The organism is Turicibacter faecis (assembly GCF_037076425.1).
GTDB lineage: Bacteria > Bacillota_I > Bacilli_A > MOL361 > Turicibacteraceae > Turicibacter > Turicibacter faecis.
In genome coordinates, this window is the sequence record NZ_AP028127.1 from 1,933,187 (window position 1) to 1,959,549 (window position 26,363).

The 26,363-nt window shown below is 37.9% G+C and carries 23 protein-coding genes, 1 pseudogene and 1 riboswitch; of the genes and pseudogenes, 4 read left to right on the top strand and 20 right to left on the bottom strand.

Going from position 1 to position 26,363, the window contains the following annotated elements:
* Positions 1-12: 12 nt before the first annotated feature.
* Entirely contained in the window at positions 13-516 is a 504-nt protein-coding gene (gene nrdG, locus AACH31_RS09415; protein WP_262953803.1) for an anaerobic ribonucleoside-triphosphate reductase activating protein, read from the bottom strand.
* Positions 517-628: 112 nt separating this feature from the next.
* Positions 629-2,752, bottom strand: coding sequence for an anaerobic ribonucleoside-triphosphate reductase (nrdD, locus tag AACH31_RS09420; RefSeq protein ID WP_338617499.1), 2,124 nt, complete (start codon positions 2,750-2,752; stop codon positions 629-631).
* 751 nt (positions 2,753-3,503) lie between these two features.
* Here nrdD and AACH31_RS09425 point away from each other — a divergent pair.
* Positions 3,504-4,271, top strand: a pseudogene (locus AACH31_RS09425) (Rpn family recombination-promoting nuclease/putative transposase).
* Between the two features lie 163 nt (positions 4,272-4,434).
* On the opposite strand, the gene AACH31_RS09430 reads toward AACH31_RS09425, so the two are convergent.
* The 8 genes from AACH31_RS09430 to AACH31_RS09465 form a co-directional block, all read right to left on the bottom strand.
* A complete protein-coding gene (locus tag AACH31_RS09430; protein WP_161831059.1) occupies positions 4,435-5,256 on the bottom strand; it encodes a metal ABC transporter permease in 822 nt (273 codons plus the stop codon).
* Complete coding sequence (locus tag AACH31_RS09435) at positions 5,249-5,959, bottom strand: metal ABC transporter ATP-binding protein (RefSeq protein ID WP_161831058.1); 711 nt, start codon at positions 5,957-5,959, stop codon at positions 5,249-5,251. Before AACH31_RS09435 ends, AACH31_RS09430 begins: the two co-directional genes overlap by 8 nt.
* A 1-nt stretch (position 5,960) precedes the next feature.
* Positions 5,961-7,061 (bottom strand): metal ABC transporter solute-binding protein, Zn/Mn family, encoded by a 1,101-nt coding sequence (locus tag AACH31_RS09440; RefSeq protein WP_161831057.1) that lies wholly within the window; start codon positions 7,059-7,061, stop codon positions 5,961-5,963.
* A gap of 1,125 nt (positions 7,062-8,186) precedes the next feature.
* Entirely contained in the window at positions 8,187-9,053 is an 867-nt protein-coding gene (locus AACH31_RS09445) for an Rpn family recombination-promoting nuclease/putative transposase (protein ID WP_262950728.1), read from the bottom strand.
* Positions 9,054-9,500: 447 nt separating this feature from the next.
* Positions 9,501-10,235, bottom strand: coding sequence for a hypothetical protein (locus tag AACH31_RS09450; protein WP_338617503.1), 735 nt, complete (start codon positions 10,233-10,235; stop codon positions 9,501-9,503).
* 2 nt (positions 10,236-10,237) lie between these two features.
* The gene (locus AACH31_RS09455) at positions 10,238-10,603 is read right to left on the bottom strand and encodes a hypothetical protein (RefSeq protein WP_262950730.1); all 366 of its coding nucleotides are present in this window, start codon (positions 10,601-10,603) and stop codon (positions 10,238-10,240) included.
* A gap of 376 nt (positions 10,604-10,979) precedes the next feature.
* Positions 10,980-12,056 (bottom strand): glycosyltransferase, encoded by a 1,077-nt coding sequence (locus AACH31_RS09460; protein WP_161831054.1) that lies wholly within the window; start codon positions 12,054-12,056, stop codon positions 10,980-10,982.
* Positions 12,057-12,333: 277 nt separating this feature from the next.
* Complete coding sequence (locus tag AACH31_RS09465; protein WP_161831053.1) at positions 12,334-12,726, bottom strand: hypothetical protein; 393 nt, start codon at positions 12,724-12,726, stop codon at positions 12,334-12,336.
* Between the two features lie 452 nt (positions 12,727-13,178).
* Between AACH31_RS09465 and cls the strand changes: the two genes are divergently transcribed.
* The gene (cls, locus tag AACH31_RS09470) at positions 13,179-14,714 is read left to right on the top strand and encodes a cardiolipin synthase (RefSeq protein ID WP_338617506.1); all 1,536 of its coding nucleotides are present in this window, start codon (positions 13,179-13,181) and stop codon (positions 14,712-14,714) included.
* Between the two features lie 82 nt (positions 14,715-14,796).
* On the opposite strand, the gene AACH31_RS09475 is transcribed toward cls, so the two are convergent.
* Positions 14,797-15,285: a DNA-deoxyinosine glycosylase gene (locus tag AACH31_RS09475; RefSeq protein WP_338617508.1), complete on the bottom strand. Its 489-nt coding sequence runs from the start codon at positions 15,283-15,285 to the stop codon at positions 14,797-14,799.
* A 125-nt stretch (positions 15,286-15,410) separates the two neighbouring features.
* Entirely contained in the window at positions 15,411-16,052 is a 642-nt protein-coding gene (locus AACH31_RS09480; protein ID WP_262950737.1) for a YoaK family protein, read from the bottom strand.
* A gap of 704 nt (positions 16,053-16,756) precedes the next feature.
* Between AACH31_RS09480 and AACH31_RS09485 the strand changes: the two genes are divergently transcribed.
* Together AACH31_RS09485 and AACH31_RS09490 are read left to right on the top strand one after the other, a co-directional pair.
* Complete coding sequence (locus AACH31_RS09485; protein WP_262950739.1) at positions 16,757-17,281, top strand: flavodoxin domain-containing protein; 525 nt, start codon at positions 16,757-16,759, stop codon at positions 17,279-17,281.
* A 44-nt stretch (positions 17,282-17,325) separates the two neighbouring features.
* Positions 17,326-17,844, top strand: coding sequence for a hypothetical protein (locus tag AACH31_RS09490; protein ID WP_262953808.1), 519 nt, complete (start codon positions 17,326-17,328; stop codon positions 17,842-17,844).
* Positions 17,845-18,093: 249 nt separating this feature from the next.
* Here the strand turns inward: AACH31_RS09490 and AACH31_RS09495 are convergent, their stop codons facing one another.
* From AACH31_RS09495 to AACH31_RS09530, 8 genes are all read right to left on the bottom strand, one after another.
* Complete coding sequence (locus tag AACH31_RS09495; RefSeq protein ID WP_338617512.1) at positions 18,094-19,413, bottom strand: amidohydrolase; 1,320 nt, start codon at positions 19,411-19,413, stop codon at positions 18,094-18,096.
* 66 nt (positions 19,414-19,479) lie between these two features.
* Positions 19,480-20,532 (bottom strand): ABC transporter substrate-binding protein, encoded by a 1,053-nt coding sequence (locus AACH31_RS09500; RefSeq protein ID WP_161831045.1) that lies wholly within the window; start codon positions 20,530-20,532, stop codon positions 19,480-19,482.
* A 22-nt stretch (positions 20,533-20,554) separates the two neighbouring features.
* Positions 20,555-21,583: an ABC transporter ATP-binding protein gene (locus AACH31_RS09505; protein ID WP_161831044.1), complete on the bottom strand. Its 1,029-nt coding sequence runs from the start codon at positions 21,581-21,583 to the stop codon at positions 20,555-20,557.
* A 10-nt stretch (positions 21,584-21,593) separates the two neighbouring features.
* Positions 21,594-22,376: an ABC transporter permease gene (locus AACH31_RS09510; protein WP_161831043.1), complete on the bottom strand. Its 783-nt coding sequence runs from the start codon at positions 22,374-22,376 to the stop codon at positions 21,594-21,596.
* The gene (locus AACH31_RS09515) at positions 22,369-23,202 is read right to left on the bottom strand and encodes an ABC transporter permease (protein WP_161831042.1); all 834 of its coding nucleotides are present in this window, start codon (positions 23,200-23,202) and stop codon (positions 22,369-22,371) included. The genes AACH31_RS09510 and AACH31_RS09515 overlap by 8 nt, the downstream gene beginning before the upstream one ends.
* 31 nt (positions 23,203-23,233) lie before the next feature.
* Positions 23,234-23,334: riboswitch (purine riboswitch) on the bottom strand.
* A 277-nt stretch (positions 23,335-23,611) separates the two neighbouring features.
* Positions 23,612-24,340, bottom strand: coding sequence for an HAD family hydrolase (locus tag AACH31_RS09520; RefSeq protein ID WP_161831041.1), 729 nt, complete (start codon positions 24,338-24,340; stop codon positions 23,612-23,614).
* Positions 24,341-24,556: 216 nt separating this feature from the next.
* Complete coding sequence (locus AACH31_RS09525; RefSeq protein ID WP_161831040.1) at positions 24,557-24,883, bottom strand: hypothetical protein; 327 nt, start codon at positions 24,881-24,883, stop codon at positions 24,557-24,559.
* Positions 24,884-24,972: 89 nt separating this feature from the next.
* The gene (locus AACH31_RS09530; protein ID WP_338617516.1) at positions 24,973-26,292 is read right to left on the bottom strand and encodes a hemolysin family protein; all 1,320 of its coding nucleotides are present in this window, start codon (positions 26,290-26,292) and stop codon (positions 24,973-24,975) included.
* Positions 26,293-26,363 lie beyond the last annotated feature (71 nt).

A 26,363-nucleotide genomic window follows, 5' to 3' on the forward strand; every position in this document is an offset into this window, starting at 1 on the left:
CTTTTACATGCTTTAATAGTTTTCAAGTAGTGTTACTTTTCCTTCACTCAATGTTTTTTGAACGTCAATAATGCGTTGGTTTTTGCTCCCTTTAAAACGGAGTCTTAAATCTTTTTGTTCTTCAATAAAGGGACCATCGACTAATATGTCACAATATTTCAGGATTTCTTTTGTCTTTTTATGCATCATAATTTCTTCAAACGTATATCCAGAATAGATCCAAATGTTTTGTCCCGTCTCTTCTTTTATACGGCAAACTAAATCTTTTAAATCAGTATCACGAACTTGATCCATTGGCTCCCCACCAAGAATCGTTACCCCATGAACGTTTGGATTTTTAATATGTTCAATAAACTTATCCTCAATTTCCTTCGTCCACGGATGCCCATAGCGAAAGTGTTTGTAGTCTTGGTTAAAGCACCCCTTGCACTTGTGGGTACATCCAGAAACGAATAACGTTGAACGAATTCCCGTCCCATTTGCCGTGTCAAATTTGCGTATTTGTGCATAATACATGAATCATCACTCCCAAACTGTCCTCTAAATAAAACAGAGCCCGTCGGCTCCGTTTTAACTCCTTCTTATACTATAATCCATTCGAAGACATTTATACAACTCATTCGCATTTCTATAAATGTAAGACGCGATTTTTGATTTCCTCTGTTTTTCCTTTATTCCAGAAGTTGTCACCTAAATAACCACATGTGCGGCGAATAACATTCATTTTTGCCTGGTCTTTATTATGACAATTCGGACATTCCCATGTTAAATCGTCATTAAGTAAAATTTCCCCTTCATAATGACAGACATGGCAACAATCAGACTTTGTATTAAACTCTGCATACTGGATGTGATGATAAATATAGTTGACCACTTGTTTTAAAGCCTCTAAATTATGGGACATATTCGGAATTTCAATATAGGAAATACATCCCCCTGTTGAAATAGATTGGAATTGTGATTCAAACTCTAACTTAGTAAATGCATCGATTTCTTCTCGAACATCCACGTGATAAGAATTCGTGTAATAGCCTTTATCCGTCACATCTTTAATTTCTCCGAATTTCAGTAAATCAATTTTAGCGAAGCGATAGCAAAGTGATTCAGCCGGGCTACCATATAGTCCAAAGCCAATGCCTGTTTTTTGTTTCCAGACCTTGGTTGCTTCTTCAAGTCGGTGCATGACTTTTAACGCAAACGCCTCTCCATCAGGGTGCACATGTGACACACCACGCATCAATTTCGTAACTTCATATAAGCCAATATACCCAAGTGAAATCGTTGAATACCCATTTTCAAGCAAAGGATCAATGACAGCACCTTGTGGTAATCGTGCAATGGCTCCATACTGCCAATGAATCGGTGACTCATCCGATAACGTTCCTTTTAATGCCTCATGTCGGCACATGAGCGCCTCGTAACATAGTTCTAGGCGGTTATCGAGTAGCTTCCAAAACTTCTCCTCGTCACCATTTGAAACAATCCCGATTTGTGGAAGGTTGATACTCACAACGCCTTGATTAAAACGTCCTTCGAATTTATAGTTTCCGTCTTCATCTTTCCATGGCGATAAGAATGAGCGACACCCCATTGGACTAAAGACGTTTCCTTCATAAATTTTACGCATTTCCTTCGCCGAAATATAATCTGGATAGAGTCGTTTTGAACTACATTCAACCGCTAATTCGGTGATGTAGTCATACTTTCCACCCTCTAGACAATTATAGTCATGAAGGACATACACTAATTTAGGGAACGTCGGCGTTGTATAAATGCCTTTTTCATTTTTAATTCCTTGAATCCGTTGTTTTAAAATTTCCTCGATGATTAAAGCTACTTCGTTTACATATTCATCATTTAAATCTAAGTTCAAGAATAGGGTGACAAAAGGGCTTTGGCCGTTTGTCGTCATTAACGTGTTAATTTGATATTGAATCGTTTGAACACCTGATGCAAGTTCTTTTTTCATCAACACTTCAACCGCTTGTAATCGTTCTGCTTCGGATGAAATCACGTCTTTTAACATGGCCATATATTTTTCTTTGCTTCGTCTTAAGTATTTTCCAAGATGGCGAACGTCGATGGATTGCCCACCGTACTGGCTACTCGCAACTTGGGCGATAATTTGACTCATGACTGTACACGCCACTTGAAAGCTTTTCGGACTCTCGATCATTCGCTTATTAATGACGGTTCCGTTATCTAGCATATCCTTAATATTAATTAAACAACAGTTGAAGATAGATTGCATGAAGTAATCCATATCATGAAAATGCAGGACACCTTCATCATGTGCTTGAACGATACGAGCCGGTAACTTTTTACGTCGTGTAATATCTTTTGAAACCTCACCGGCAATCAAATCTCGCTGAGTAGAAGCCATCATCGGGTTTTTATTTGAATTCTCGTTCATGACTTCCTCGTTGCTTAAATCAATGAGGCTTAAAATACTGTCATCTGTTGTATTTGTTTCACGTTTAAATTGTTGAATCGCTCGATATCCTTCATAAGCCTTCGCGGTTAACTCCTGACCATTTTCAATAAGCTTCAAATAAACAGCCGTTTCAATTTGAAAAATAGTCGGTGTTTTATGTTGGTGGGCAAACGTTTGATTAATCTCATGGGCAATTTTATTGGCCACATTCTCATTTATAATCCCACTTCCATACTTCATCGCTTTTAAAATCGCTTGATAAATTTTCGATTCATCAAATGCGACATGACTTCCATCACGTTTAATTACCTCACGCATGTCCTCACCCTCTCCAAGACAGGAATCATTAGGAACCTCCTAAGAATATCCCGCCCCTCAACTTTTTTTATCTTTCATTAAAAACTAGATTAGGTCCGCTAAACAGACCCTAAAACATCTTCCAACATTATTTGACCCAAATCGATTATTGGCAAAATAATTATAATCTATCATATTAAAAATCAAACTAAAATTCAAGCATATAAGACAAGATAAATCATGTAAATCATTAAGCCTATTTTCATCCCTATTTCACCAAAATACCACCTCCCTTAAGTCTATGTTTTAGACAAAAAATTTATACCGGGTCATGGCATTGCCCGTACGTATCCTCCGCTACTAGTTGTAAAATGTTTAAACTTAAAAAAAGGAAATCTCTATTTATACGCGTACTGTAAGATAGAAAGATGTCCGAACATCTTGAATATGTTATAATGATTGGAGGAAACATAAAAATGAAAAATTTGAATGATTTAATAAAACAAGTGAAGGGAGATGGAGAAGACGTGGGTCCCCTACGCTAAGGAGTGAGTGTAACGAACTCTTAGCTATCCTCAACTAGTAGGGAATGGACCTGTGTTTATTACCACCGACCATGGACTTTGTGTTCAAGGGACTGTTTGGGAACGGGTTCCCTGGCGTACGAGGCATAGCCCGTACATATCCTCAACTGCTAGGGCCTGGGTTCCCTGCGCCAAGTAGCGAAAGCTCTTGGCTATCCTCCAATAGTAGGGCTTAGAAAAAGCCGGAATTGTTAATTTCATTTTTAAATGCGGTGTTAACACCTGATGAACCAATTACTTCAATTACGTTCAAGGATCGAACGATTGATAAACAATATAAAAATGATAAACTCGGATCGTTAGATATTTTAGCTAAGACAAACAAAGGGGAGTTAATTAATGTTGAGGTTCAGGTAGCGGATGAAAGGAACATGATTGAACACAGTTTATTTTATTGGAGTCGGTTGTTTTCTGGGCAACTCCAAGGTGGAAATCCCTATCAAAAATTAGAACGAACAGTTTGTATTAACCTCCTAGACTTTGATCTACTTGATACACTTGAATACCATAGCTGTTACGTTTTAAAAGAACGCGAGTGAAATGAAATATTAAGTGATTTATTCGAACTTCATTTTATTGAACTTAATAAAATAAAAGACATAAAACAGTCAAGCGAGATTAAGAACCAGTTAGAGGCATGGCTTGGATTTATTAAACATCCCGAAAGTCAAGTTAGCTATGAATTAGCACGCCAGGATGAAACGATTCGTGAGGCAAAGGATGAACTGCTCGTCCTAAGTTGTAATGAGCAATTTCGTTTATACTATGAAGTGCGTTTAAAAGCGTTACTTGATGAGACGAGTCGTCTACAAACTGCACGAGATGAAGGAAAAATAGAACGAGATTTAGAAATTGCCACGAATCTTTTAGACGTCTTAGATGATGAAACCATCTCGCTAAAAACGGGATTACCTTTAAACACCATCCAACAATTACGAAAAAGTTCAACTACATAAACACTCGTCCACATTTTCTGTTTGACCTTCTCAGGGTAGCCCTTTTGGCTACCCTTTTCCTATTTCTTAAAAGAACCACCCTCGATTTACGGTCCTCCTTCTACCCTCCATCAATAGAATTCTTCATTCATAAAAAAAGTTGCCTCCATCGGAGACAACTTTTTTAGATGCGACGCATGAATGATCCAATCACGCTAAATAGAAGAAAAACAGCTGCATTAACTAAGACAACACTCGCACCTGCCGGCGTCGAATATAAGAAAGAGACAGTCATCCCAATAAAAAAGCACGCCACTGAAATAATTCCAGAAGAAATCATAACGCGTTTAAAACTATTAAAAATACGCATCGATGTTAAGGCAGGAAAGATAATTAAACTCGAAATTAACATCGTTCCCATAATCCTCATTCCAAGTACAATCGTAATCGCGGTTAAAAAGGCGATTAACATATTATAAAGCTCTACATTAACACCTGTTGCCTTTGCAAAATTCTCATCAAAGGTCGTGGCAAAAATACGATCATAACAAATAAGAAATAATAAAAATACAATGACTGAAAGAACAATACTTATCTTTACATCGCTAGAAGTCATCGCAAGGACACTCCCAAACATGTAACTATTAATATCTGCATTCAGTCCGCTCGTAAGCGACGTGACTGTCACCCCAATCGCAATAGCACTACTTGAAATCAAACCAATAGCTGCATCCCCCTTAATTTTACTATTTTGAGAGATTCGCAGTAAGAAAAAGGCCGCAATAACAACAACCGGAACGGCTATCTTCAACGGAGCCAAGTTCAAAGCCATCGCAATAGAAAGAGCCCCAAACCCGACATGAGATAACCCGTCCCCAATCATCGAATATCGCTTTAAAACAAGGCTAACTCCTAACAAGGCTGCGCATAATGAGACGGCACTACCGACTAACACAGCACGAACCATAAAACTATAAGAAAACATTTCTTGCCAAATACTAAACATGTTTTACCGCTCCTATATGATGGCACGAATTCGTAAAACATAAATACTCATCCGGTGTCCCATAAAATACAACTTCTTTATTTAACCTTAAAATCTTCGTCGCATGTTCTAACCCACTATTCATATCATGCGTGACCATAATAATACTCATCTTGTAATCCCGATTCAACTCCTCAATAATCTCATACAGATGCTGAGTCGTCACAGGATCAAGCCCTGTTACAGGCTCATCTAATAATAAAATCTTCTCTGAAGCACAAAGCGCACGCGCAATTAACACACGCTGCTGCTGTCCTCCTGATAAATCACGATAGCATTTATCCTTTAAATGTTCAATCTTTAATTTTTTTAAATTATTCAGAGCACGCTGTTTTTCTTCTTTCGAATAGAACGGGCGCCATCCCCGTTTATTGAGGCACCCCGATAACACGACTTCGTACACCGAAGCGGGAAAATCCCGTTGAACAATCGTCTGTTGTGGAAGATAACCGATATCGTGATTTTTTAATTGGGCCCCATATTGAATAGACCCTGATTTCGGCGTTACCAATCCTAAAATGGATTTCATTAATGTACTCTTTCCGGAACCATTATCTCCGATAATACATAAATAATCGCCATCCTCTAAATCAAAGTTCACGTTTTTCAACGCCACTTGATTATCGTACTGTACATTTAAATTTTTACAAGATAAAATTGCCATATTAATTCAGTCCCACTCTTAAATTTTCCACGTTTTGTTTCATCAACGAAAGGTATGTTACCCCTTGATTAAACTCTTCTTTAGAAACATTGTGGCATGAATGTAATAATAACATCTGAGCTCCTGTCTCTTCACTAATCATTTGTGAAATTTTTGGATCCACAAGTTCTTCATAATAAATCGCTGGAATTTGTTGCTCTTTCATCTCCTTAATCATTTGAGCAACAAGGGCTGCACTTGGTTCAGCTTCAAATGGTGCACTAATATAATTAATTCCGTATTCATTTGTTAAGTATTGCATCGCGAATCGGCCACCATGATAAATTGTCTGACGTTTAGCATGAGCTACGACCTCTTCAAACTCATGATTTAACGCCTCTAACTCATTTAAATAGGCATCGGCATTTGCTTGATAGTAGTCCGCATTTTCAGGATCTACCTCACATAAAGCCTCTAAAATATTTTGCACCATAATCATCGCATTTTTAGGGCTTGTCCAAATATGAGGATCGTATGTATGGTCATGCCCATCGTGGTCTGAATGTTCTTTTGCAATTGTCCCATGGTCATGATCTTCCTCAGATTCATGATCGTGTCCAACCTCTGCTTCATGATCGTGGTCCGCTTCAGATTCGTGATCGTGTTCAACCTCTGCTTCATGATCGTGGTCCGCTTCAGACTCGTGATCGTGGTCTTCTTCAGACTCATGGTCATGTTCATCAATCGTACAGTTTGGGGCAATTAGCGAAACACCCTTTGAAACATCTAATACTAAAACATCGTTATTATCAACACTCTCAATAATACTATGCGCCCATGGTTCCATAGATTCACCTGTATAAATAAATAAATCGGATTTATTTATATTAATGAGGTCAGCTGGGGTTGGCTCATAAGAATGAGAATCCATCCCAAAAGGTAATAATAAGGAAACATCTACCTTATCTCCTCCGATAGCACGCGTAAAATCGTACTGGGGAAATAGCGTCGTTACAACTTTGACTTTATCAACTTCATCTGCCTTCTGTTGATCAGTCCCGCACCCAACAAGTAGCAAAAGGGTGGACATCAAGCCGGCAATAAACAATCCTCTTTTTCTCATAAAACTCCTCCTTAAAAACATACTTTACCTATGTTATGTCTATTTTAGCATAGTTTCATACAAATGATAATAGTTATCACCTGAGTTGAATATATGTGCATTTACTCATATATTGTCGTGGAAATGAAAAGAAATTCCTCTTTTTTATCTCCCCTCCTCACATCCAAAGCCTCCATCAAAAAATCACTTTTTTCCTATAAGTCATTAAGGAACCAAAAGCTGAAATTCAAAAATTAGTTACTAACCTCAAAACTATAAAAAAAACATATCGATTAAAATTTCCATATCATATTTATTCAAAAATAATTCATACAGATACCAACAATAAATTATTAGAGTTAAATAACTTTATAAGATCATAAAATTTATTGCATTTTTTTTAAAACTAAATATATACTATATATAGTGAATAGAGGTGGATGTTTGCGGACTACACCTAGGAGAGATGGATGCGTCTATCTCTCCTTTTAATTTTATAGTAAACGTTAAACTTTATTCCTTTATTGCTAATCCATTCCCTTAACAAGACAGTGATATTTTTTTCATAGTAGCGGTGGATACATTTATCTCGTAAATACTAAGTAGTCCCGTAGTGTAGAGGTTCCCAAACATACACTTCCGTAAAGATGAGCAACGTAAAAAAACATTATCTGAGTTCGGAATGACCCTGAGTTGAGATAATGTTTTTTTATTGGTTATTCTACTTATTTAGATTGAGATAAACTGGGGGGACTAACTATGATAACCACGATTTATCTTATTTCTGCTCTACCTATGCCTCTCCCTAGTTATATTTTAAACTAGGGAACCAGGAAATTACAGAAAGAGGAACTAATTAAATCCTTCTATCCAAGGCGAATTGATAAAATTTATTGTCCTGAAACATCTATGTTAGGGCTAAAAGGGATAACCTTTCCACCTTACCTTTATCTTTTACCTTCTCCATAAAACATTTCATTTTCATCTCACTTTACTTGCCCTAAATGCCCTTATAGAAAGATATACAGCTATCCTCAAAAGAAATTTAACAGTCATTCATCCCATGAACTCCATTCCGACTAAACAGAAAAGAGCTAAGCACCTCACCTGGCACTTGGCTCTTTACATGCTTTTACTGTATTATACCTACATTTTGGTTCTCGTAGCTTCTACTTCTTCTAAAGATAATCCTGTTGTTTCTACGATAAAACCATTGTCTAACCCTTTTTGAATTAAATTTTTCGCAATTTCTAATTTCTCTTTTTTTGCCCCTTTTTCCTCTGCAAAGGCTAAGGCACTCGCTTCATCTAGCATCGCTTGTCTACGTTTTTCAAACAATTCTCTTTCCACTTTATTCCCACTTAATCGAATTAACTCCGCTTTAGCTGATTTGATTTCAGATTCAACCGCTTCTAATTCTCTGACTACTTCACTATCAGGTTGATTAATAAAATGTAACCACGCTTCTAGCTTACTTTTGACCTCGTCCGCATGTTTCACATGTTTCATTTTCTTTAGCTCAATAAAGTGTAATTCAATGATATCTGTTAACTCTTCATGAGTTTCACAATCCTTTAAACGATAAACACTATGAAATTTATCATGGTTCAATAAATTAAAATCAATCAAGTTGATACAAATCGTACGGGCTAATTTTTGATAGTCGTTCCCACTCTCTAATTGACCCTCATATAATTTACTCCAATAATAAAGACTTCGTTTAATCATATTGTATTTATTATCGAGTTGAATTTCAATGTTGATATGTTCCCCTTTATCCGTCGTTGCCCGCACATCCAATCGGCTATATTTATCCGTAAGATACTCTTTCTCAATAGTTGTATCCTGTAAAGTGACTGATTTAATGGGATCACTCGGATTCAATACCGCATTCAAAAAGGAAATGAGGATGTTCGGATGCTTCTCATTTCCAAAAATTTTCTTAAATACAAAATCCATCTTAGGTGGTAATAGGGCTAACGTCATTTGACTTTCTCTTCCTTTCTTCTTCACTCTATATTTTCTTCTACTAGTTATATTATAAAGGATTCCTAACTCATAAACCATATCCTAGAGGTAAATGACAATAGTTGCACTTAAGTATTGTCCAATAACCTCATTTATCCTGTTTGCTCTCATCTTCATTCAAAAGAAGGTAACCTCTCCTAATCATACATTTCCGCTCACGCTAACCCTTTCATTGATCCCGATTAGCATCATCAACTAACAAATCATAACCACTCTCTTAATGTTTCATCAGGGATAAGTGACCCACTCCATACGACCAACTTACCTGATAGTCATAGAAAAAGCCATCAAGGTATCGTAAACCTCGATGGCTTCGTTATGAGTAATTATTTGATAACTGGAACACGATAAAACATTGATGTATCCATATTTGACAACAAATAACCCCTTATGTCTTTGGCCCCCTAACAACGAGGAACCCGTTGATTTTTATTATTGATGTAAGCCATCAAAAATTTGTTTTTGCTCGGTTAACGTCGTACGAGTAGATGACGTGATATACAACGGCTCATTGTCTTGATAAAGTGTCGTGTAAATATCTCCTGTTACATTTGAGCCGTAAGTTAATTTAATCACCTTGTCTTCCCCTTTAAGCGTATAGGCATGCATCACTTCATCCATATCCCCAACAACAAAAGAATAATCTGTGACTTCAGATAGGTCCTCATTGACCTCCTCACTTACCTCAGGCTCAATATTGAACATCGAACGAATTTCATCGATCGTTACTGTCTCTTCACTCATCCGACTCGCAACTTCCTGATAACTCCCTAACATCTTTGTCGGTGTTTCATTTAAAAGGTCCCTAATCGCTTCATCCTTTGCGACAACCGAAGTCTTACTTACCATATTCTCTTGTGCAACAGTTAATTTGCTCATCGAATCGTGCCAATCATACATGAGGCTAGCCACTTGATCCGCACTGACTTCAACCGTTAACTTCTCATCTCCTTTTTCGAAGACTTTAATAGTTCCTAGATCCTCGGTCGCCTCTCCTAACGTTTGAGGGAGTTTATTTACAGCGACGCTTTCTCCCTGCGCTAAGACTTCTGACGTTTTAAAATAATAATCACTTAAACTTTCCGACTTTTCCTGTGAATGCGGCGATTGGCATCCTCCAACCCATAAACTTAAAGCAACGACAGCCATTGTTCCTATTTTTTTCAACTTCATCCCTCTTTCCTATCTTCATCCATTTCCTTTAATCGTTCACTCACATCGTTCATCAATTTTTCAAAATATCTTAGTCGATGGTCATATTGCTTATACGCTAGTGCCTGTAATTGACTAGGCCCGTATAAAATAGATTCATTGTCATACTCCTCAAAGTGCGCTAATTTCTTAGTTAACCCCTGTTCATTGGCCTTGTCAATGAGCTCGCCTAATTGTTTAAATTGATGATTATACCACCACTTAAATGGAAGTTTAATAAAATAACCTACGATTCCGGCATCCGTGAACCCATCTAAGCTTGCAGCAAGTTTACATCGTTTCGCACACACGAATAACCGATGATACGTCTGTTCCATCTCCAACACGTCCCCCCTCCTCTTTGCCTTAAACGATACTTTCATTATAATACAAATTTATCCTCTGTTATAGAAGTGTAATGAAAAATTTGTCTTTTAAAGAATATTTTAATTATTTTGTAAAATTGCCATCATTTTCACACCACTTCTTCCTTTAAGCAGCAATCCCCTCCTTCATTTTAGACGGGACTCAATCATTCATCCTAGCTTTCGAACCTCATGCCCCAAAAGGTCGCATACGATGCCCCCTTTAACGTGAGAAAAAAAGCACCCCCCATGGATGTCTCCATGCGGGGTGCTTTAATGGGGATTACGATTTATTTAATGGAAGTTCCATGTTTGAGCTTTAAAAAATGAGATCAAAAAGGAGTCATTTTTTCCTTTACTTTAACGCTTTAGCGATTAATTCATAGTTCGACTTTAATCTCTTATTTTGAGGGGCACAATTAAGGGCCAGTTGCGCATAAATGAGTGCCTGCTCATAGTTCCCAAGATAATACTGACTAATGGCTCCTAAATCATAGGGTGTTGCATCCCAAGAACTTGGATCCGTAATATAAGAAAGTGGTCGTTCCTTAATCTTTAAAGCATTTTCCACGGCATAGGCTACGCCGAACCAGTCAGACTCTTTATAAAACTGTAACGCGAGTTGAATATATCCCTCTCGAAGATAAGGTGCCTCCTTAATGGCTTTAAAAAACCATGTCTTCGCCATTTCCGGCTCTTTGAGTGCCGCATATGATTTCGCAATATATCGCATCGAGGCGGCCCGCTCAGCATCCCAAGTGGCAGTTGGCAAACTAAGGTGACGTTTCAAGGTCGTAATGGCTTCATCATAACGATTATAGTAGAAATATTCACGCCCAAGGTAATGCACGTTTCGATCATCATTGGGATTTTCTTTAACCGATAATTCTAGAAGGGGTAAGTATTGCCCGCGTGATTTAGTTCGATCCGGATAATGATTTAACTGAATGCCTGTCAAATAGACGACGCGTTCCATCCCTTCGCCTAAATATTCTAACACCTCATGTACAGGGTGCGTCCAACGGTAGTGATGACGTGTATGAATTTTATCATAATCAAAAACGGAACCTTCCGTTCCATCCTCATTAAAACTCCACGTATACCGATAATGCCCCCTCGTCACCCCTTTTTTCCAAAGCTTTTCAATCACTTGACGCCAACCCGGTTCTAGCACCTCATCTAAATCGGTGCATACACACACATCACAATCCTCTGGAACCAATTTTAAAGACTCATTTCGAGCCACGTCAAATCGCCAAGGTGTAATAACCTTCTGTTCAACAATGACCCCTCTTTCCTTTAATAGTGCGACTGTTTGATCGGTGGACCCCGTATCTAAAACATAAATTTCATCTGCCTCAGACATCGAATCCACCCACCTACTCACAAACTGCGCTTCATCTTTGCAAATCGCATAAACACAGATTTTCATACTATCCCTCCCCAATAATCCCGCTATCCCTACATTGTATTCAAGAAATCTTCCTTTCATTACTAAGACCGACACCTTATTACACTAGCTTCTCCCTGCTTTACATAAAGAAAACCTCTAAAACTCTCAACATAAATGTGATCGGAAACGAATAAGACGTTGTGGCTTGATTCCACCGATTAAACGCCTAAAAAGTTAGCGGGAAAAATCATGTAACATCCTCCTATTAATCCGCATAAAAAAAGATCCATTCTATCGAATAGATCCTTTTATGCACTTATGTTTTCTTGATAAACGTATGACGACATTTTGGACAGGTAATCTCGATTTTTCCCTTTTTTCGTGGAACTCGTAATTGTTGTCCACATTCTTTACATTTAAAATATTTATACTGTCTTCGGGCCTTTAGGTGTCGATATTTATTCATCATCTTTGTTTGAATAGGATACCAATATTTTAAAAATAAAATATTTTCTTGATGTCGCTTCAACTTATTCTTTGAAAAAGCTCGATAGTAACACAACACTAATGGGATAAGTGACAGAAAGCGAACCATCGACCATCTAAACACCATTCCTATCAGTACTAAAACAATGGATAAAATTAATAGCGCGAGTGACAGGTGATCGACACCTGTTCGATCTTCCATAAACTTTTTAAACCGATCCAAAGCAATCCCTCCTTAATGGCTGACTTGTTTTATATTATACTTCATCTTCGCCTAAAGTTCCAAATCTGTCTTCAAAAGACATCCCCGCCTTTCTCCGGTTGCTACAATCCGTCTACGGATTCAAAGGACAGGTTGCTGCTCGCAAACAAAGGACATTCCTCTAGTTAAACATAAAAAAACGATGGGGAGGCATCCCACAGCGACATCAATTGATTGGAAAACAGTTGATTAAAAATCTCAAAAAAAGAGGATGCCGGTTGGCAACTAAATAAAGCCGTCATATCTCCTAGGTAGGCGACATATACAAAAAGAGAACCTCTATTTTCGGAGATGACCGTTTTTATCCGATTTTTGACCCTTGTAATCAACCATCTTTTATTTACGAGTGTCTCAGGTTTTGCTATAATAAATTCCATTATATAACTAATTGTTTAAGAAGGAGAGACGTACGAGTGAAAAAAGTTTTAAGAATTCTTTTAGGACCGATTGGATTCACGGGACTTTTAATTGCCCTACAAGCCCTTACTTTAATTGTTGTCATTGCCTGGTTCCAACAATATTTTGTTTACTTTTATGCCTTTTGTATCATTCTTAGTAGTATTGTCGTGATGACCATTGTGAATAACCGACTAAATCCTGCTTATAAGATTGCCTGGATTATCCCTATCATGGCCTTACCCATTTTCGGGGGACTCTTCTATTTACTATTTGGTAGTGAACATTTAAGAAAACAATTTTTAAGCGAAATGCAGCCCATCCTTAAAAAGATGAACTGGCATTTACAACAAGATGAACAAGTCTTTAAAACACTTGAACAAACCGACCTGCGGGCAGCCAATCAGTCAGCCTATATGAGCAACTACGCGATGTGCCCTGTTTATCAACAAACAACGAGTGAATACTTAAGCATTGGGGAAGAAAAATTTGAACGTTTAATAAAAGAGCTGAAGGAGGCTAAACACTACATCTTCCTTGAATACTTCATTATTGAAGAAGGCGTGATGTGGAATACCATCCTCGATATTTTAAAAGAGAAAGCGGCTGCAGGCGTCGATGTCCGCGTCATTTATGATGGATTTGGATGCTTATTTACGCTCCCAACCGACTATCCACAACAACTTGAAAAAATGGGAATTAAGTGCTGTATCTTTAATCCTTTTGTTCCCCTCCTAACCATTCGCATGAATAATCGGGATCACCGTAAAATATGTGTCATTGATGGCCATACAGCCTTTACCGGAGGAATTAATTTAGCCGATGAATATATAAATGCCATCGATAAACACGGTCACTGGAAAGATAACGCCATTGTGATAAAAGGAGATGCTGTTTGGAGCTTTACTATTATGTTTTTAACCATGTGGGGATACATTCGTAAAGTCAATGAAGACTTTGAAAACTTTAAACCCCATCTTTATCATCCCGCTCCCTTTCAAACGGATGGCTTCGTTCAACCGTATACCGATTCTCCACTTGACCGCGAAACCGTTGGTGCCAATGTTTATCTCAACCTGATTAACAATGCAAAATCTTATGTCTACATCGCCACCCCCTATTTAATTTTAGACCATGAAATGACGATGGCTCTATCTCAAGCAGCGAAACGAAATGTCGATGTAAAAATTATAACGCCTCATCACGGAGATAAGTGGTATGTCCATAGTGTAACACGTGCGAACTATTCCGAACTCATTGATAATGGCGTTAAAATTTACGAATATGAGCCGGGGTTCATCCATGCGAAAAATTTCATTGTTGACGATGAATACGCCGTTATTGGGACGATTAATTTAGACTATCGCAGTCTATATCTTCACTACGAATGTGCCACATGGTTATATAAGACAACGAGTGTTTTAGACATCCGTGACGATTATTTAAAGACGCTCGCTGTTTCTATCCCTGTTAGCGCAAGAGGTTTAGAAAAGATGCCGTGGTATATTAAAATTATTTATGCCTTTTTAAGAATTTTTGCCCCACTGATGTAAAGAAGAGCCCTAGGGCTCTTTTTTTATTAGTTATCATGGGAACCTTACTCAAACATTGCCCCACCTGCTTTTGATGCTCTTGCTAGAGGTATTTTAAAATTTGGGCGTATTCCTTTTTTAACTGTTCGTCATTGATTCGACGATTCGCTGGACTCGTTGAAGGAAGGCCGATTGCCTCTATGTGTGTCTGCCCATAGCAATACTTTTGATATAAATCAGTCGCCTTCTTCCCGGTTGTAAAGATGGTTTTGATCTCCGTTTTATCAAGCAGTTTCGTCAAATCATTGGGAACTGGGCGCTTAATACTCGCGTCTTCCGCACCTTCAATTTCACACTCCGCTAGCACATCCCAAAGCGCGAGATGATGACGGTGTAAAAAATCAATTTTTTGTTCAGTTGTCGTTAATGGATCTTCCTCAAACAACGCGGCCAACACTTTCCAAAAGCGATTTTGAGGGTGACCATAATAAAAGCCTACCTCTCTCGATTTAGGCGATGGCATTGTTCCTAAAATAAGAACCTTTGAATGACGATCATAAATGGGGCTTAACGTATGCTTCACAAGCGCCATCTTTTTTCCTCCTTTTCCTCATGTTTTTCTTCATATTATTCCTCAGTTCTTCGTGTTTTATAAGCTAGAATCTTCACCCCAAATGTCCCTACTCGCTCTTATGGGAAAAATCTTTTGCCACATCCTTAACGCTTTCGAATCTTAAAAAAGACCCTTATTAACATGAGGCAACAAATCCAAACGGTCCATGTTTTTAAAAAGGGAATAAGGATCGCCCCCATAAATGCTCCGAAACAAAAGGAGGAAATAATGAGCAAATAATTATGCCCCTTAGCTTTTTCAGTCTCGTTCTTAAATAAATAATAGTCCATCCAAGATTGAGCTGCTGATCGTAAGTTTCCCGTACAAAACGTCGTTGCATAAGCTGCCCCTTGAATTTTTCTAAAAGTGCTAACCTGCATCGAACAAATAAAAGAAATCACAAGGTTAACCATTAACGAAGGAGCTGTTAAGGGATAAAAACCAATGAAAAAAAGTAGCACTATTTCTACCCCAATTACCGCCTCGTGCCACCGCTTTTGTAACTTCAAAACCTCTGTGACCGCCGCCCCTATAAAAAATGATAAAATCGGAACCAAGTAATAAAAAACTTGCCCCCATTCTTGATGGGCTAAACTTAATGTTAATAATACCATATTTCCTGTTTGTGCATTCGCAAAAACGCCCCCGTGTAAGAGATAGGTATAACTTTCTAAAAAGCCGCCGACTAACGCTAGCAGTACCCCCACTTCGCGTGATTCCCACACGATGACTTGATCCTCACTCATCACTAAATCGCCTCCCCTCTTTATCACTTTATGTCATTTTCCTGAAGATGAGGATAAAAAGGAGCCATTCTTTTTTCTTAACTTTGGTGAAACCTATAAAAAAAATAATGAGGCTAATCCTCATTATTTTTTTTGTTTATCTTGCACTTGCAAACGCTTCGTATAAAAATGGAACGAAATCAATAAAGCAATAACTACAAGGGGGACTAATAGGACAAATAAAACGCTCCGTTGATCGAAGAAAATTCTAAAATAAGCATAAGCTTCTAATAATAAAAATAAGGTAACCGATAAAACAATGAGATGATAACCTATTATCTTTAATAACTGCTGTTGATTTTGATAGCTAGGAGCAACTAACGTTGCCCCTTTCCTCGTTAAAAAAAAGGATTCCTATTACTAATAACGGAAGAAATCTAATCCCATTCTCCAATGTAACTTCCATCCAGTCACTCATATTATCCCCTCCATTTTTTCTATATTTTACCGCAAGACACCTGATGAATCAATCATTTAAACATAAAGAGTACACTTAGCTATCTCCCCTCTCTCCTGCTCGACTTCTCAACGATGCATTTCCCTCGTTGAAAAAGCTATTCTTCCCTTTCATCAGCCTGCTTTCTTTAAAGAATATGAAGCGGTACTCATATCTGATTGCCCCTTTTGAATACAATGTACTAAGCCAAACTTAAAAGGGGGATTTTATGACATCGACGCTTGTTATTTATACAACTAAATATGGAACAACTGAAACATATGCTAAACAAATCGCGACAGTGTTGAAAGCTGATTTAAAAGAAATAGCGAATGTGGAAGCACATGATTTAATCTTTTACGATACTGTTATTTTCGGGGCGCCTCTTTATCTTGGAAAACCGTATCATTATGAAAAGGTATTGGATGTGATTCGCCTTTACCCACCTCACCTCTTTCTTACCTTTTTAGTGGGCGCAAGCCACCCAACAGAGGAAGAATTAAAGCTCATCAAACATTTGCTTCCGGTTCAAGACGATCACTTATTCTACTTCCCCGGACGTCTTGATTACCAGACACTCACGCTAAAAGATAAATTTCTTATGCAAGGATTAAAACTATGGATTAAAGGGCACGCTAAAAAAACAGCGGATGAAGAAGGCATTTTGGAAAGTTTTAAACATCCGGTTGATTTAAGCCAAGAAAGTTATACGCAACCACTCATTAACTTTGTGAATGAAAATGCCTTAAACTAGGCCCTACTCGTTATGCTATAATGGAATAAACGGAGGGGGATTTCATGAAAAAAGTTTATACCTATCTATTGATTGGTTGTCTATTTACAACACTTGATCTTTCCATTGGCGGACTTCACTTGCTTCCCGATAGCATCGGCTATCTACTCATCGTCATCGGTGCCTATCTCGGGGAAAAGCACCAACGCATTCAAGAAATGGTCCAAGCTAAATACTTAGGGATAGCCCTTATTGTTTACAGTCTAATTTATCCATTTCTTCAGGAGGCGGCGGGAAATGAGACGTTGTGGCCGTTAGTAAGCCTATCGCTGACTGCCCAACTGGCGACTCTTTATCTTTTCTATTCACTGATCAAGGCAGAATATATTTGGCATCCACAAACGCAAACACGCCTGTTTATCACGAATTATTTAACCCTCGGGATTATCCAATTCGTTGCCACCTGCCTTAGCTATTTCGTTCCTGTATTAGGAATTTTATCAGGAGCATTAGCCCTGATTATCGCCATTTACCTCATTTATATTTTCTATACGTTGCGGGAACAACAATCAACACCTGAATAAAGGGGAGCGAATTCGCTCCCCTTTTACTTCTATCACAAACGTCCCCTCTAAATCTTAAATAAAGAAAGATTAGAACTCTCGTTTCCTAGGTCTCCTGTCTACTCTTATCAAACACTAAAACAAAGATCATTCGATTATCCCATCTCCCCTGAATCTAACTTCAGTTTCATGCCTATGCCCTGAGATTCATTTGAAGAACTCATATTGGATGACTAAAGGGACTCCTTCATCTTTTTAACCTTTATTCTTTTATAACGCCTGTGCGCGCTCAATGGCGCGTTGCCTAAACGTCTGCATTTCTTTAGCTAACGATTCCTTAACGTGTTTTTGATTGAAAATGGATTGCTTATTCTTTAAAACTTGGCGCCCATTAATCCAAACTGAATCAACATTAGAGGCGTTCGCGCTATAGACAATCGCCGAATACGGGTCATGAATCGGGAACATATTCAAAGAATCGGTCTCAATTAAAACAAGATCCGCCTTCTTCGAAACTTCTAGCGATCCAATTTCATGTTCCATCCTTAATACTTTAGCCCCCCCGATCGTTGCAAGCTTCACTATCTCTTCCGCCTTAAACAATGAACGGTCCTTATAATGCGTTTTTTGGGCATAGACAGCCGTTTTCATTTGGGTGAAAAGATCGAGTGTATTTCCACTACTTGGTCCGTCTGTTCCTAATCCAACAGCCAGTCCGCTCGCCACCATTTCTTTAACTGGCGCGATTCCTTTGCCCGCTTTCATATTTGAGCCGATGCAATGGGCCACACGCGTCTGTTTCTCACTCATAAGCTTCATATCTGATTCGTTTAAATGGATACAATGTGCCGCAATCAATCGATCACTTAAAACCCCGATAGAATCTAAGTATTCAATGGGCGTCATTTGATAGTTCGTTCTAAATTCCTCCATCTCGTAATCCATTTCCGCCACGTGCATTGTTACCAGGGTATCATATTTAACTGCCAACTCGTGGGCGGCCTGTAAGGCCCACGCTTCATTGGTGTTTGTCGCATGAGGGGCAATAATCGGAGTAACGAGTTCGTGTCCTTGCCACTCCTTTATAAAATTTTCACCGTAGGCCAATCCGCCATAAGGAGCCGTAGTATCACATGTTGCGAAGTTAATAACCGTCTCCCCTAATACGCCGCGCATTCCTAATGCTTCACACGCTTTAGCGACTTCCTCTTCAAAATAATACATATCTAAAAAAGTCGTGACCCCACTTTGTTGCATCTCTAAAATTCCATACTGGGCTGCATGATAAACTAACGAAGCCGTCATGCACTCATTTTCAAGAGGAAAAAGATAGCGACGTAATCGATCCGGACAATCATCGCCTAATGAACGAAACGGAATCATCGAAACATGGGCATGGGTATTAATCATCCCCGGCATTAAAATGCCTCCTCGCGCATCGATCACTTCATCTGCTCTCTCTAGTAACGTCGCATTCGCTTCCCCTACGTAGGCAATCCGTGTCTCCTCAATGAGCACCATCCCATTTCGATAAGTAGTTAACTGTTCATCCATCGTTAAAATCCAAGCATTTTTTATTAATGTTCGCATTCAAACACCCTCCTTAAAGAAAAATATCCAATACATCTGCATTGGATATTTTTTTATTTTATTTCATTAACGGTTAATTAAACGATTCCATTGATCAATCCAGTTATTTAATAACGGGTTAACAAATGAGTAATCAATCGTACGTGCATTTTGTGCGACTTCACCATACGTTTTATTTTGAGCCACTTCTGCTGATAACTCTACATTTTTATTGGTTGGCGCCTCATTTAACGTCACCGCTGTTTTTTCTTGTAACTCTTGACTTAAACGCCAGTTCACATATTCATAAGCTAATTCTTTATTTTGAGAGTTTTTATTAATATCGATAGTATTAAAGTTAGCGTATGTTCCTGACGCTGGAACAACAAATTCAACCGTTGGCTGTGCTTGTTCAATCGTTGGGATAGCAAAATCTCCAACAACCGCAACAGCGATTTCTCCAGATGCAAACATATTCGCTAAGTCACTTGATTTCGCATACGTTTTAACGATGTTTGGTTTTAAGGCTTCTAATGCTTTAAATGCGGCTTTTCCTTCATCTGATTCAATGTTTCCTTTTGCGTAATCATTTGCAACATAAACCATGGCTGGTCCAAATGTCGTTGTAATATCAGGAATTGAAATTTTTCCTTTTAATTTTTCATTCCATAAATCTGACCAATCATTAATTTCAAATCCAACTGCTTCTTTATCATAAATAATTCCGATACTATTAATCACATACGCAGCTCCAGCTCCTGATTCCGCTAATTGTTTAGCTGGATCAATTAAAAACTCAGCATTCGGAATTTTTGAGTAATCGATTTTTTCAAATAATCCTGCGTCATATCCATTCGCAGCTGCCGACTGTGATAATTCCATAATATCTACCGCCGCGTTTGGATTATTTGCTAATTTGGTATAACGCTCGTTTGTTCCTCCCACTTCTAACACAAGTTCGCAATCAAACTTTTCTTCAAAAGGAACCTTAACTTCTTTCTCCCATACTTCTTGACTTAATCCCCATGTTGAAACAACTAATTGCTTTTTAGAAGACTCGTCTTCTGACTTTCCTGAACATCCTGTCATCACTGTTGTTAAAAGTAATGCTCCAACTAATAATTTCCATTGTTTTTTCATTGGTCTAAACTCCTTTTGCGCATTAAACTAAGACGATTTTGTTTGATGGTAAGTGTAAAATAACTTCATCATTCACTTCATAACCTTTTGGTCCTGCATGATTTACGATGATTTTTCCAACTGCTGTTTGAACTTCATATTGATAACTTTTTCCTAAAAACGTGCGAACTTCAACCGTCCCTTTCACACAGTTTTCTCCCACTGTTTCAACAACTTCGATATCATCCGGACGAATCGTTCCAAGTGTCATGTCTCCTTCTTTTACTTGATCCACTTTAAACATCGTCTCCTGACTTAAAAAGAGCTGATCTTGGTGATGTTTCATCGGAATAAAGTTTTCAAATCCGATAAAGCGCGCGACAAATTCGGTCTTTGGTCGTGCATAAATATTTTCTGGTGTATCGTATTGTTCAATAACCCCTTTATTCATGATAGCTACTCGATCCGAAATCGCAAAACACTCCTCTTGATCATGCGTTACAAACACAGTCGTAATTCCTAACGACTTTTGAATACGTTTAATCTCAACGCGCATCTGAAGACGAAGCTTCGCATCTAAATTACTTAATGGTTCATCTAATAATAATAATTTAGGTTCAATAACTAAAGCGCGGGCTAAAGCGACACGCTGTCTTTGCCCCCCTGAAAGTTGTTTTGGTAAACGATCTTTATACTCTAACAATCCACAGACTTCTAACATCTGATTAACTTTCTTCTCGATGTCTTGCTTATTCATCTTACGAAGCTTTAATCCAAAAGCAACATTATCTTTAACTGTTAAATGAGGGAATAATGCATAGCTTTGGAATACAAGACCAAAATTACGTTTATGAACAGGAGTTTTTGTAACATTATCGTCATCTACTAAAAACTCTCCATCCGCTATATCAATAAAACCGGCGATCACTCGTAACGTTGTTGTCTTCCCACACCCACTTGGACCGAGTAAAGACACCAATTCGCCTTCTTTCATTTCTAAGTTTAATCCTTTTAAAATATCATTTTTTCCGTCATATGTCACACGAATATCATTTAATTCTACGAATGCCATGGTCTTCCTCCTATTTCGCTAATGAGTTAATTCCTAATGTCTTTTCAACGATAAACATAATTACAATCGTGGCTACCATTAATAAAACAGATACGGCAGAAACCGTTGGATCATAATAATATTCAATGTAGTTCATTAAAGCCGTTGGCAAGGTTGAAATACCAGGACCTGTTAAGAACATCGAAACCGGAATATTATTAAATGAATTAATGAAAGCAAGTAAGAAGCTTGAAATGATCCCACTTGAAATATTCGGTAGAACGATTTTGAAAAATGTAGTGAACTTGTTACATCCTAAACTCCAAGCGACCTCTTCAATTGAGAAATCAAATTGTTCGAGTGAAGCCCCTACAATTCGGATAATATAAGGTAAGACAACTAAGAAATGTCCAAATAATAATCCTTGAAAAACGGGAAGCTGAAGTTTAATCACTAAAAATTGAAATAAGGAATACCCAATTACAATTCCTGGAACAATCGTCGGTGATAGAAAAAAGCTCTTTAATAACTTCTTCCCTCTTAGCGAATAACGCGACATCGCATAGGCTGCAGGAATTCCAATGATGAGCGCAATAAGTGTCGATATAAATGCAAGTTTAAAACTTAAAGCAAACGCATCAATAAATGTTTTTGAACTTAAGGCTTTAATAAACCAATTAAACGTAAAGCCTTTAATGGGGAACGAAATCGTATTCTCTGTTCCAAAGGCTGTGACCGTAATAATCAATAACGGAAAGAATAAAAAGATAAAAACCGCAAGGGAAATAAAGGTTAAAAATTTGTTTTTACGCATCTAACTCACCTCTCTTATCTACTTTTGCGGCAATCACATTTAATCCTTTCATCACGATTAGCGTGGTGATAATCATAATCGCTGCAATGACACTCGCACCTGTCCAATCATTTAAAGACATCGCGCGTTGATAAATGAGGGTTGGTAAAACAAGGGTTTTATTTCCTCCTAAAAGTTGTGGCGTCGTATACGCTGTTAGCGATCCAGTGAACACCAACACAGCACCTGTAATCATTCCGGGAACACTCATCGGTAAAACGACTTTCATAAAAGCAATGAACCGATTGGCGCCAAGACTTTCCGCTGCTTCCATCATGTCATTATCGATGTTATCCATGACACCGACTAACGTCATAATCATAATGGGTAAGAATAAATAAACGGTTCCGATAATCACAGCAAACTCTGTGTATAACAAACTCATCGGTTCATCAATCCACCCAAGGTTCATGAGGCATTGATTAATCACACCATTTTTTCCTAAAATATTAATCCATGCAAAACTTCGCACAACCGAGTTCGTTAATAATGGAAAAATAGAAATTGCGATTAATAATCCTTTCCACTTTGATGAACAACGTGAAATAAAATATGCGGTCGGTAGCCCAAGTAGCGTACAAACCAAGGTAGTAATCAAGGAGATTTTCAGCGTTCGATAAAATATTTCTAAATAGTAATCGTCTTTAAAAAAGTTGACATACTGATTTAAAGAAAATTCATGGCTAAACACTGTTGGCCATAATGTTGCGCATAGGGGCAACATTAAAAATAATAAAAGCAAAACAAATCCTGGAACTAATAAAACATAAGCTGAATTTTTCTTCATGTTGTTACCTCCTTGCGATAGAACACCGTCCCCATGTTCTATCTCTTCTCATAGTCCGATTTTTTACGGAAATCGGGTAGAAACATACGCACCTTATTTGCGTTATATATGAAAATAACCTTGATAACCGCCATAATTATACCAAATATCCACAATAAAAGATATTTTTTTGTCATTTTTGGTATAAAGAAAGGGTTTTTTATCTAAAAAATAAAAATAATGTCTTATTTACAGAACTTCCTTCCCATGAAAAACCGCTTATTACTAAATGGAACAAGGATAAGCGCTATTCACTTAATCACGGCAATTAAGATGGCCTTTCATTTTAAGACATCCTCTCCCCCAAAAATATTCACACAAAAAAAAGTCTCTCATCCTTTCGTGAGAGACTTTTTAAACGTTGCTTTTCTTATAGTAATTCAATGTGATCCATATCTAATTTATATTTCACGTCTTTTCGTTCAACGATGACGTTGATTTTTTGTCTTAAGGTTTCATCTTCCATTAACTTCGTAATAAGTTCCCTTGTCGGATTAATGGCAAATGGTGTTCCTACTGCGCGAAACATCGTTAAATCCCCAGTGGTATCCCCATAAGCAAAACTTTGACTTAAATCAATATCATACTTCGCTTGAAGTTCATCGATTGCTTTTTGTTTACTTACCGCATCCCACATCGGAATCACATGGCCGTTATAACGTCCCGCTTCATCCGTTTCATAAATCGTTCCGCGATAATCATCCATTTTATATTTATTTGCCATTTTACTCACTAACTCATAAGGTGATCCAGAAATCGCGATCACAATATGTCCCTGCTCTTTATGCCATTTCATTCGTTCGCGTGAGAACGTATAAATTCGATCCCCTTTTTGATTAATCACCTTTTGAGCCACATGCTCAATATGTTCCTTACTCACCCCTAGAATCGCTTGTTTATAGGCGTCCACCATTTTAAGTAAGTACTCATCATAATCCCCTTCACGGCGATCCCATTTTAAATAAACAGGCTTCACCTCATGATGCCAAACTTCCTCTTCAATCAATTCATATTTAATAATTTTTTTAAAAACCTCGGTAATTAAACCTTCACGATAAATCGTTCCGTCAATATCAAAAAATGCAGCAATTCGAGACATGTGCAACACCTCCTACTAATTTTTAAAACCATTGAATCTTACCTGACTATTATACAATTATTTACATCTAGAAACAAATTCATACGCTCATCCATTAAATCCCTTGTTTGTTCCTAAACAAATGTAACTTCTATAGTTTATTAAAAATCATCGACTCTCATGCTAAAAATACACGACTCTTTGCCAAATCTTAATAAAAAAAGCTTAAACAATCGTTTAAGCCTCTTTATCTGATGAATTTGAAACAACTAGTGGGGGTTCCTTTGTCCCCGCTGATAAGAGTCGTTCGATTAAAGAGTTCACAACCCCTCCACCGCGACTCACTACAAGCCCTGTCACAAATTCACCAATATACGGACATGCCATATCCATTCCAACCGCTTCGAATAAGTCAAATGGAACACACATACAAACCGCCACACTTAAAACAATGGCTCCAATTTTTTTATAACTAACCTTACCGTTTTTCTTAACAATCGTATTAAATGTTTCAACCGCCGATTCTACAACAACAGAAATAATAATTAAAGGTACTAAGTTCATCCCTAACTCCCCCTCTATCGATCAAGGCCCCCATGATATCGGATTAAATTCCTTCACCTCTTTACATCTATATGTCCAAAAATGTCCTTTTATGTTAGATGGGTGGATGGAATATAAATTTTAACGCGCTCAATGCGTCGATCTTTTACCTCATCGATTTTGAATACGAAGTTCTCATACGTCACGGTACACGTCTCACCTTCATTAGGAATATAGTTCATTTGTTGTAGTAAAAAACCTCCAAGTGTTTCATAGTCTTCTCCCTCTTGTGACAAGTTTAAGTGCAACTTCTCATTTAAGTCCTTAATACTTATCAACCCGTCCACAAGATAAACACCTTGCCCGATTTCTTCAATCACCGCATGATCGTCATCGTACTCATCCTCAATCTCTCCCATGACTTCCTCGATTAAATCCTCGATGGTTACAATGCCTGAAAAGACACCATATTCGTCAATTAAAAAGGCGAGATGCGTTCTCGATTTTTGAAGTTCTTTAAATAGCTGATCAATATTTTTACATTCGGGCACAAAATAAGCAGAATGAAGCAGCGGTCTCACTTCTACATGATCAAATCCAACGCGATAGGCTTCTTTTAAAACGTCTTTTAAATAGAGCACCCCAACGATTTGATCCAATTGATCTTCATAAACAGGAATGCGCGAGTAATTTTCTTCTAGTAACTGTTCGATGGCTAACGGTTGATTCACATTAATCATATAAACCTCTGTCCGTGGGGTCATAACTTCTTTGGCTAATTTATCATCAAACTCAAAAATACTATTAATCATTTCCTTCTCAATTTGATTAATGACGCCGTGTTCCTCGCCCGCATCAACGAGCGATTTTATTTCTTCACGAGACACTTTTTCTTCTAATTTCTCATCGTTTAGTCCGAAGAGTCGCAAAACAACATTCGTTGAAAAAGATAACCATCGAACAAAGGGCTTGGCCAGTTTTGAAATTAACACAATGGGCTTAACTGCAATCATCGCCAATTGTTGTGACTTTTGAAGCGCAATTCGCTTAGGAACCAACTCCCCTAAAACAAGGGTGATATAGGACAAAAGAAGCGTCATGACAACGACGGAAACCCATTCCGCATAAGGAAATCCAAAGCTAGCTAAATAAATTCCTAACCGCTTTGAAATCGTGGTCGCTGCGGATGCACTTGAAAAAAAACCAGCTAGCGTAATCCCGACCTGGATGGTCGATAAAAACAAATTAGGTTCTTCTAATAACTTCAACAACGAAAGGGCCTTGCGATCCCCACTCTCTGCTAATTGTTTAATGCGGGTTCGGTTAACAGAAACAATCGCCATCTCTGCCGCCGCAAAAAAGGCATTTAAGACAGTCAAAGTGAAAATTAAAATAACTTGTAGCGTGAAGCTCATCGGTTCGGGGTCCATAACATTAATCTCTCCTCTAATTAATACAGCTACCGATTGCGGATGGCTTTTCGGTAGAATAACTATTTATT

Bases quoted from the DNA above. Each gene is read 5' to 3' on its own strand.
- AACH31_RS09530 (WP_338617516.1), bottom strand. From the start codon at position 26,292: ATGGACCCCGAACCGATGAGCTTCACGCTACAAGTTATTTTAATTTTC.
- AACH31_RS09495 (WP_338617512.1), bottom strand. From the start codon at position 19,413: ATGCGAACATTAATAAAAAATGCTTGGATTTTAACGATGGATGAACAG.
- AACH31_RS09520 (WP_161831041.1), bottom strand. From the start codon at position 24,340: ATGTCTCGAATTGCTGCATTTTTTGATATTGACGGAACGATTTATCGT.
- AACH31_RS09510 (WP_161831043.1), bottom strand. From the start codon at position 22,376: ATGCGTAAAAACAAATTTTTAACCTTTATTTCCCTTGCGGTTTTTATC.
- AACH31_RS09435 (WP_161831058.1), bottom strand. From the start codon at position 5,959: ATGGCAATTTTATCTTGTAAAAATTTAAATGTACAGTACGATAATCAA.
- AACH31_RS09475 (WP_338617508.1), bottom strand. From the start codon at position 15,285: ATGGCGCTTGTGAAGCATACGTTAAGCCCCATTTATGATCGTCATTCA.
- AACH31_RS09460 (WP_161831054.1), bottom strand. From the start codon at position 12,056: ATGAAAATCTGTGTTTATGCGATTTGCAAAGATGAAGCGCAGTTTGTG.
- AACH31_RS09515 (WP_161831042.1), bottom strand. From the start codon at position 23,202: ATGAAGAAAAATTCAGCTTATGTTTTATTAGTTCCAGGATTTGTTTTG.
- AACH31_RS09500 (WP_161831045.1), bottom strand. From the start codon at position 20,532: ATGAAAAAACAATGGAAATTATTAGTTGGAGCATTACTTTTAACAACA.
- nrdD (WP_338617499.1), bottom strand. From the start codon at position 2,752: ATGCGTGAGGTAATTAAACGTGATGGAAGTCATGTCGCATTTGATGAA.
- AACH31_RS09430 (WP_161831059.1), bottom strand. From the start codon at position 5,256: ATGTTTAGTATTTGGCAAGAAATGTTTTCTTATAGTTTTATGGTTCGT.
- AACH31_RS09440 (WP_161831057.1), bottom strand. From the start codon at position 7,061: ATGAGAAAAAGAGGATTGTTTATTGCCGGCTTGATGTCCACCCTTTTG.
- AACH31_RS09485 (WP_262950739.1), top strand. From the start codon at position 16,757: ATGACATCGACGCTTGTTATTTATACAACTAAATATGGAACAACTGAA.
- AACH31_RS09505 (WP_161831044.1), bottom strand. From the start codon at position 21,583: ATGGCATTCGTAGAATTAAATGATATTCGTGTGACATATGACGGAAAA.
- AACH31_RS09480 (WP_262950737.1), bottom strand. From the start codon at position 16,052: ATGAGTGAGGATCAAGTCATCGTGTGGGAATCACGCGAAGTGGGGGTA.
- AACH31_RS09490 (WP_262953808.1), top strand. From the start codon at position 17,326: ATGAAAAAAGTTTATACCTATCTATTGATTGGTTGTCTATTTACAACA.
- nrdG (WP_262953803.1), bottom strand. From the start codon at position 516: ATGTATTATGCACAAATACGCAAATTTGACACGGCAAATGGGACGGGA.
- AACH31_RS09525 (WP_161831040.1), bottom strand. From the start codon at position 24,883: ATGAACTTAGTACCTTTAATTATTATTTCTGTTGTTGTAGAATCGGCG.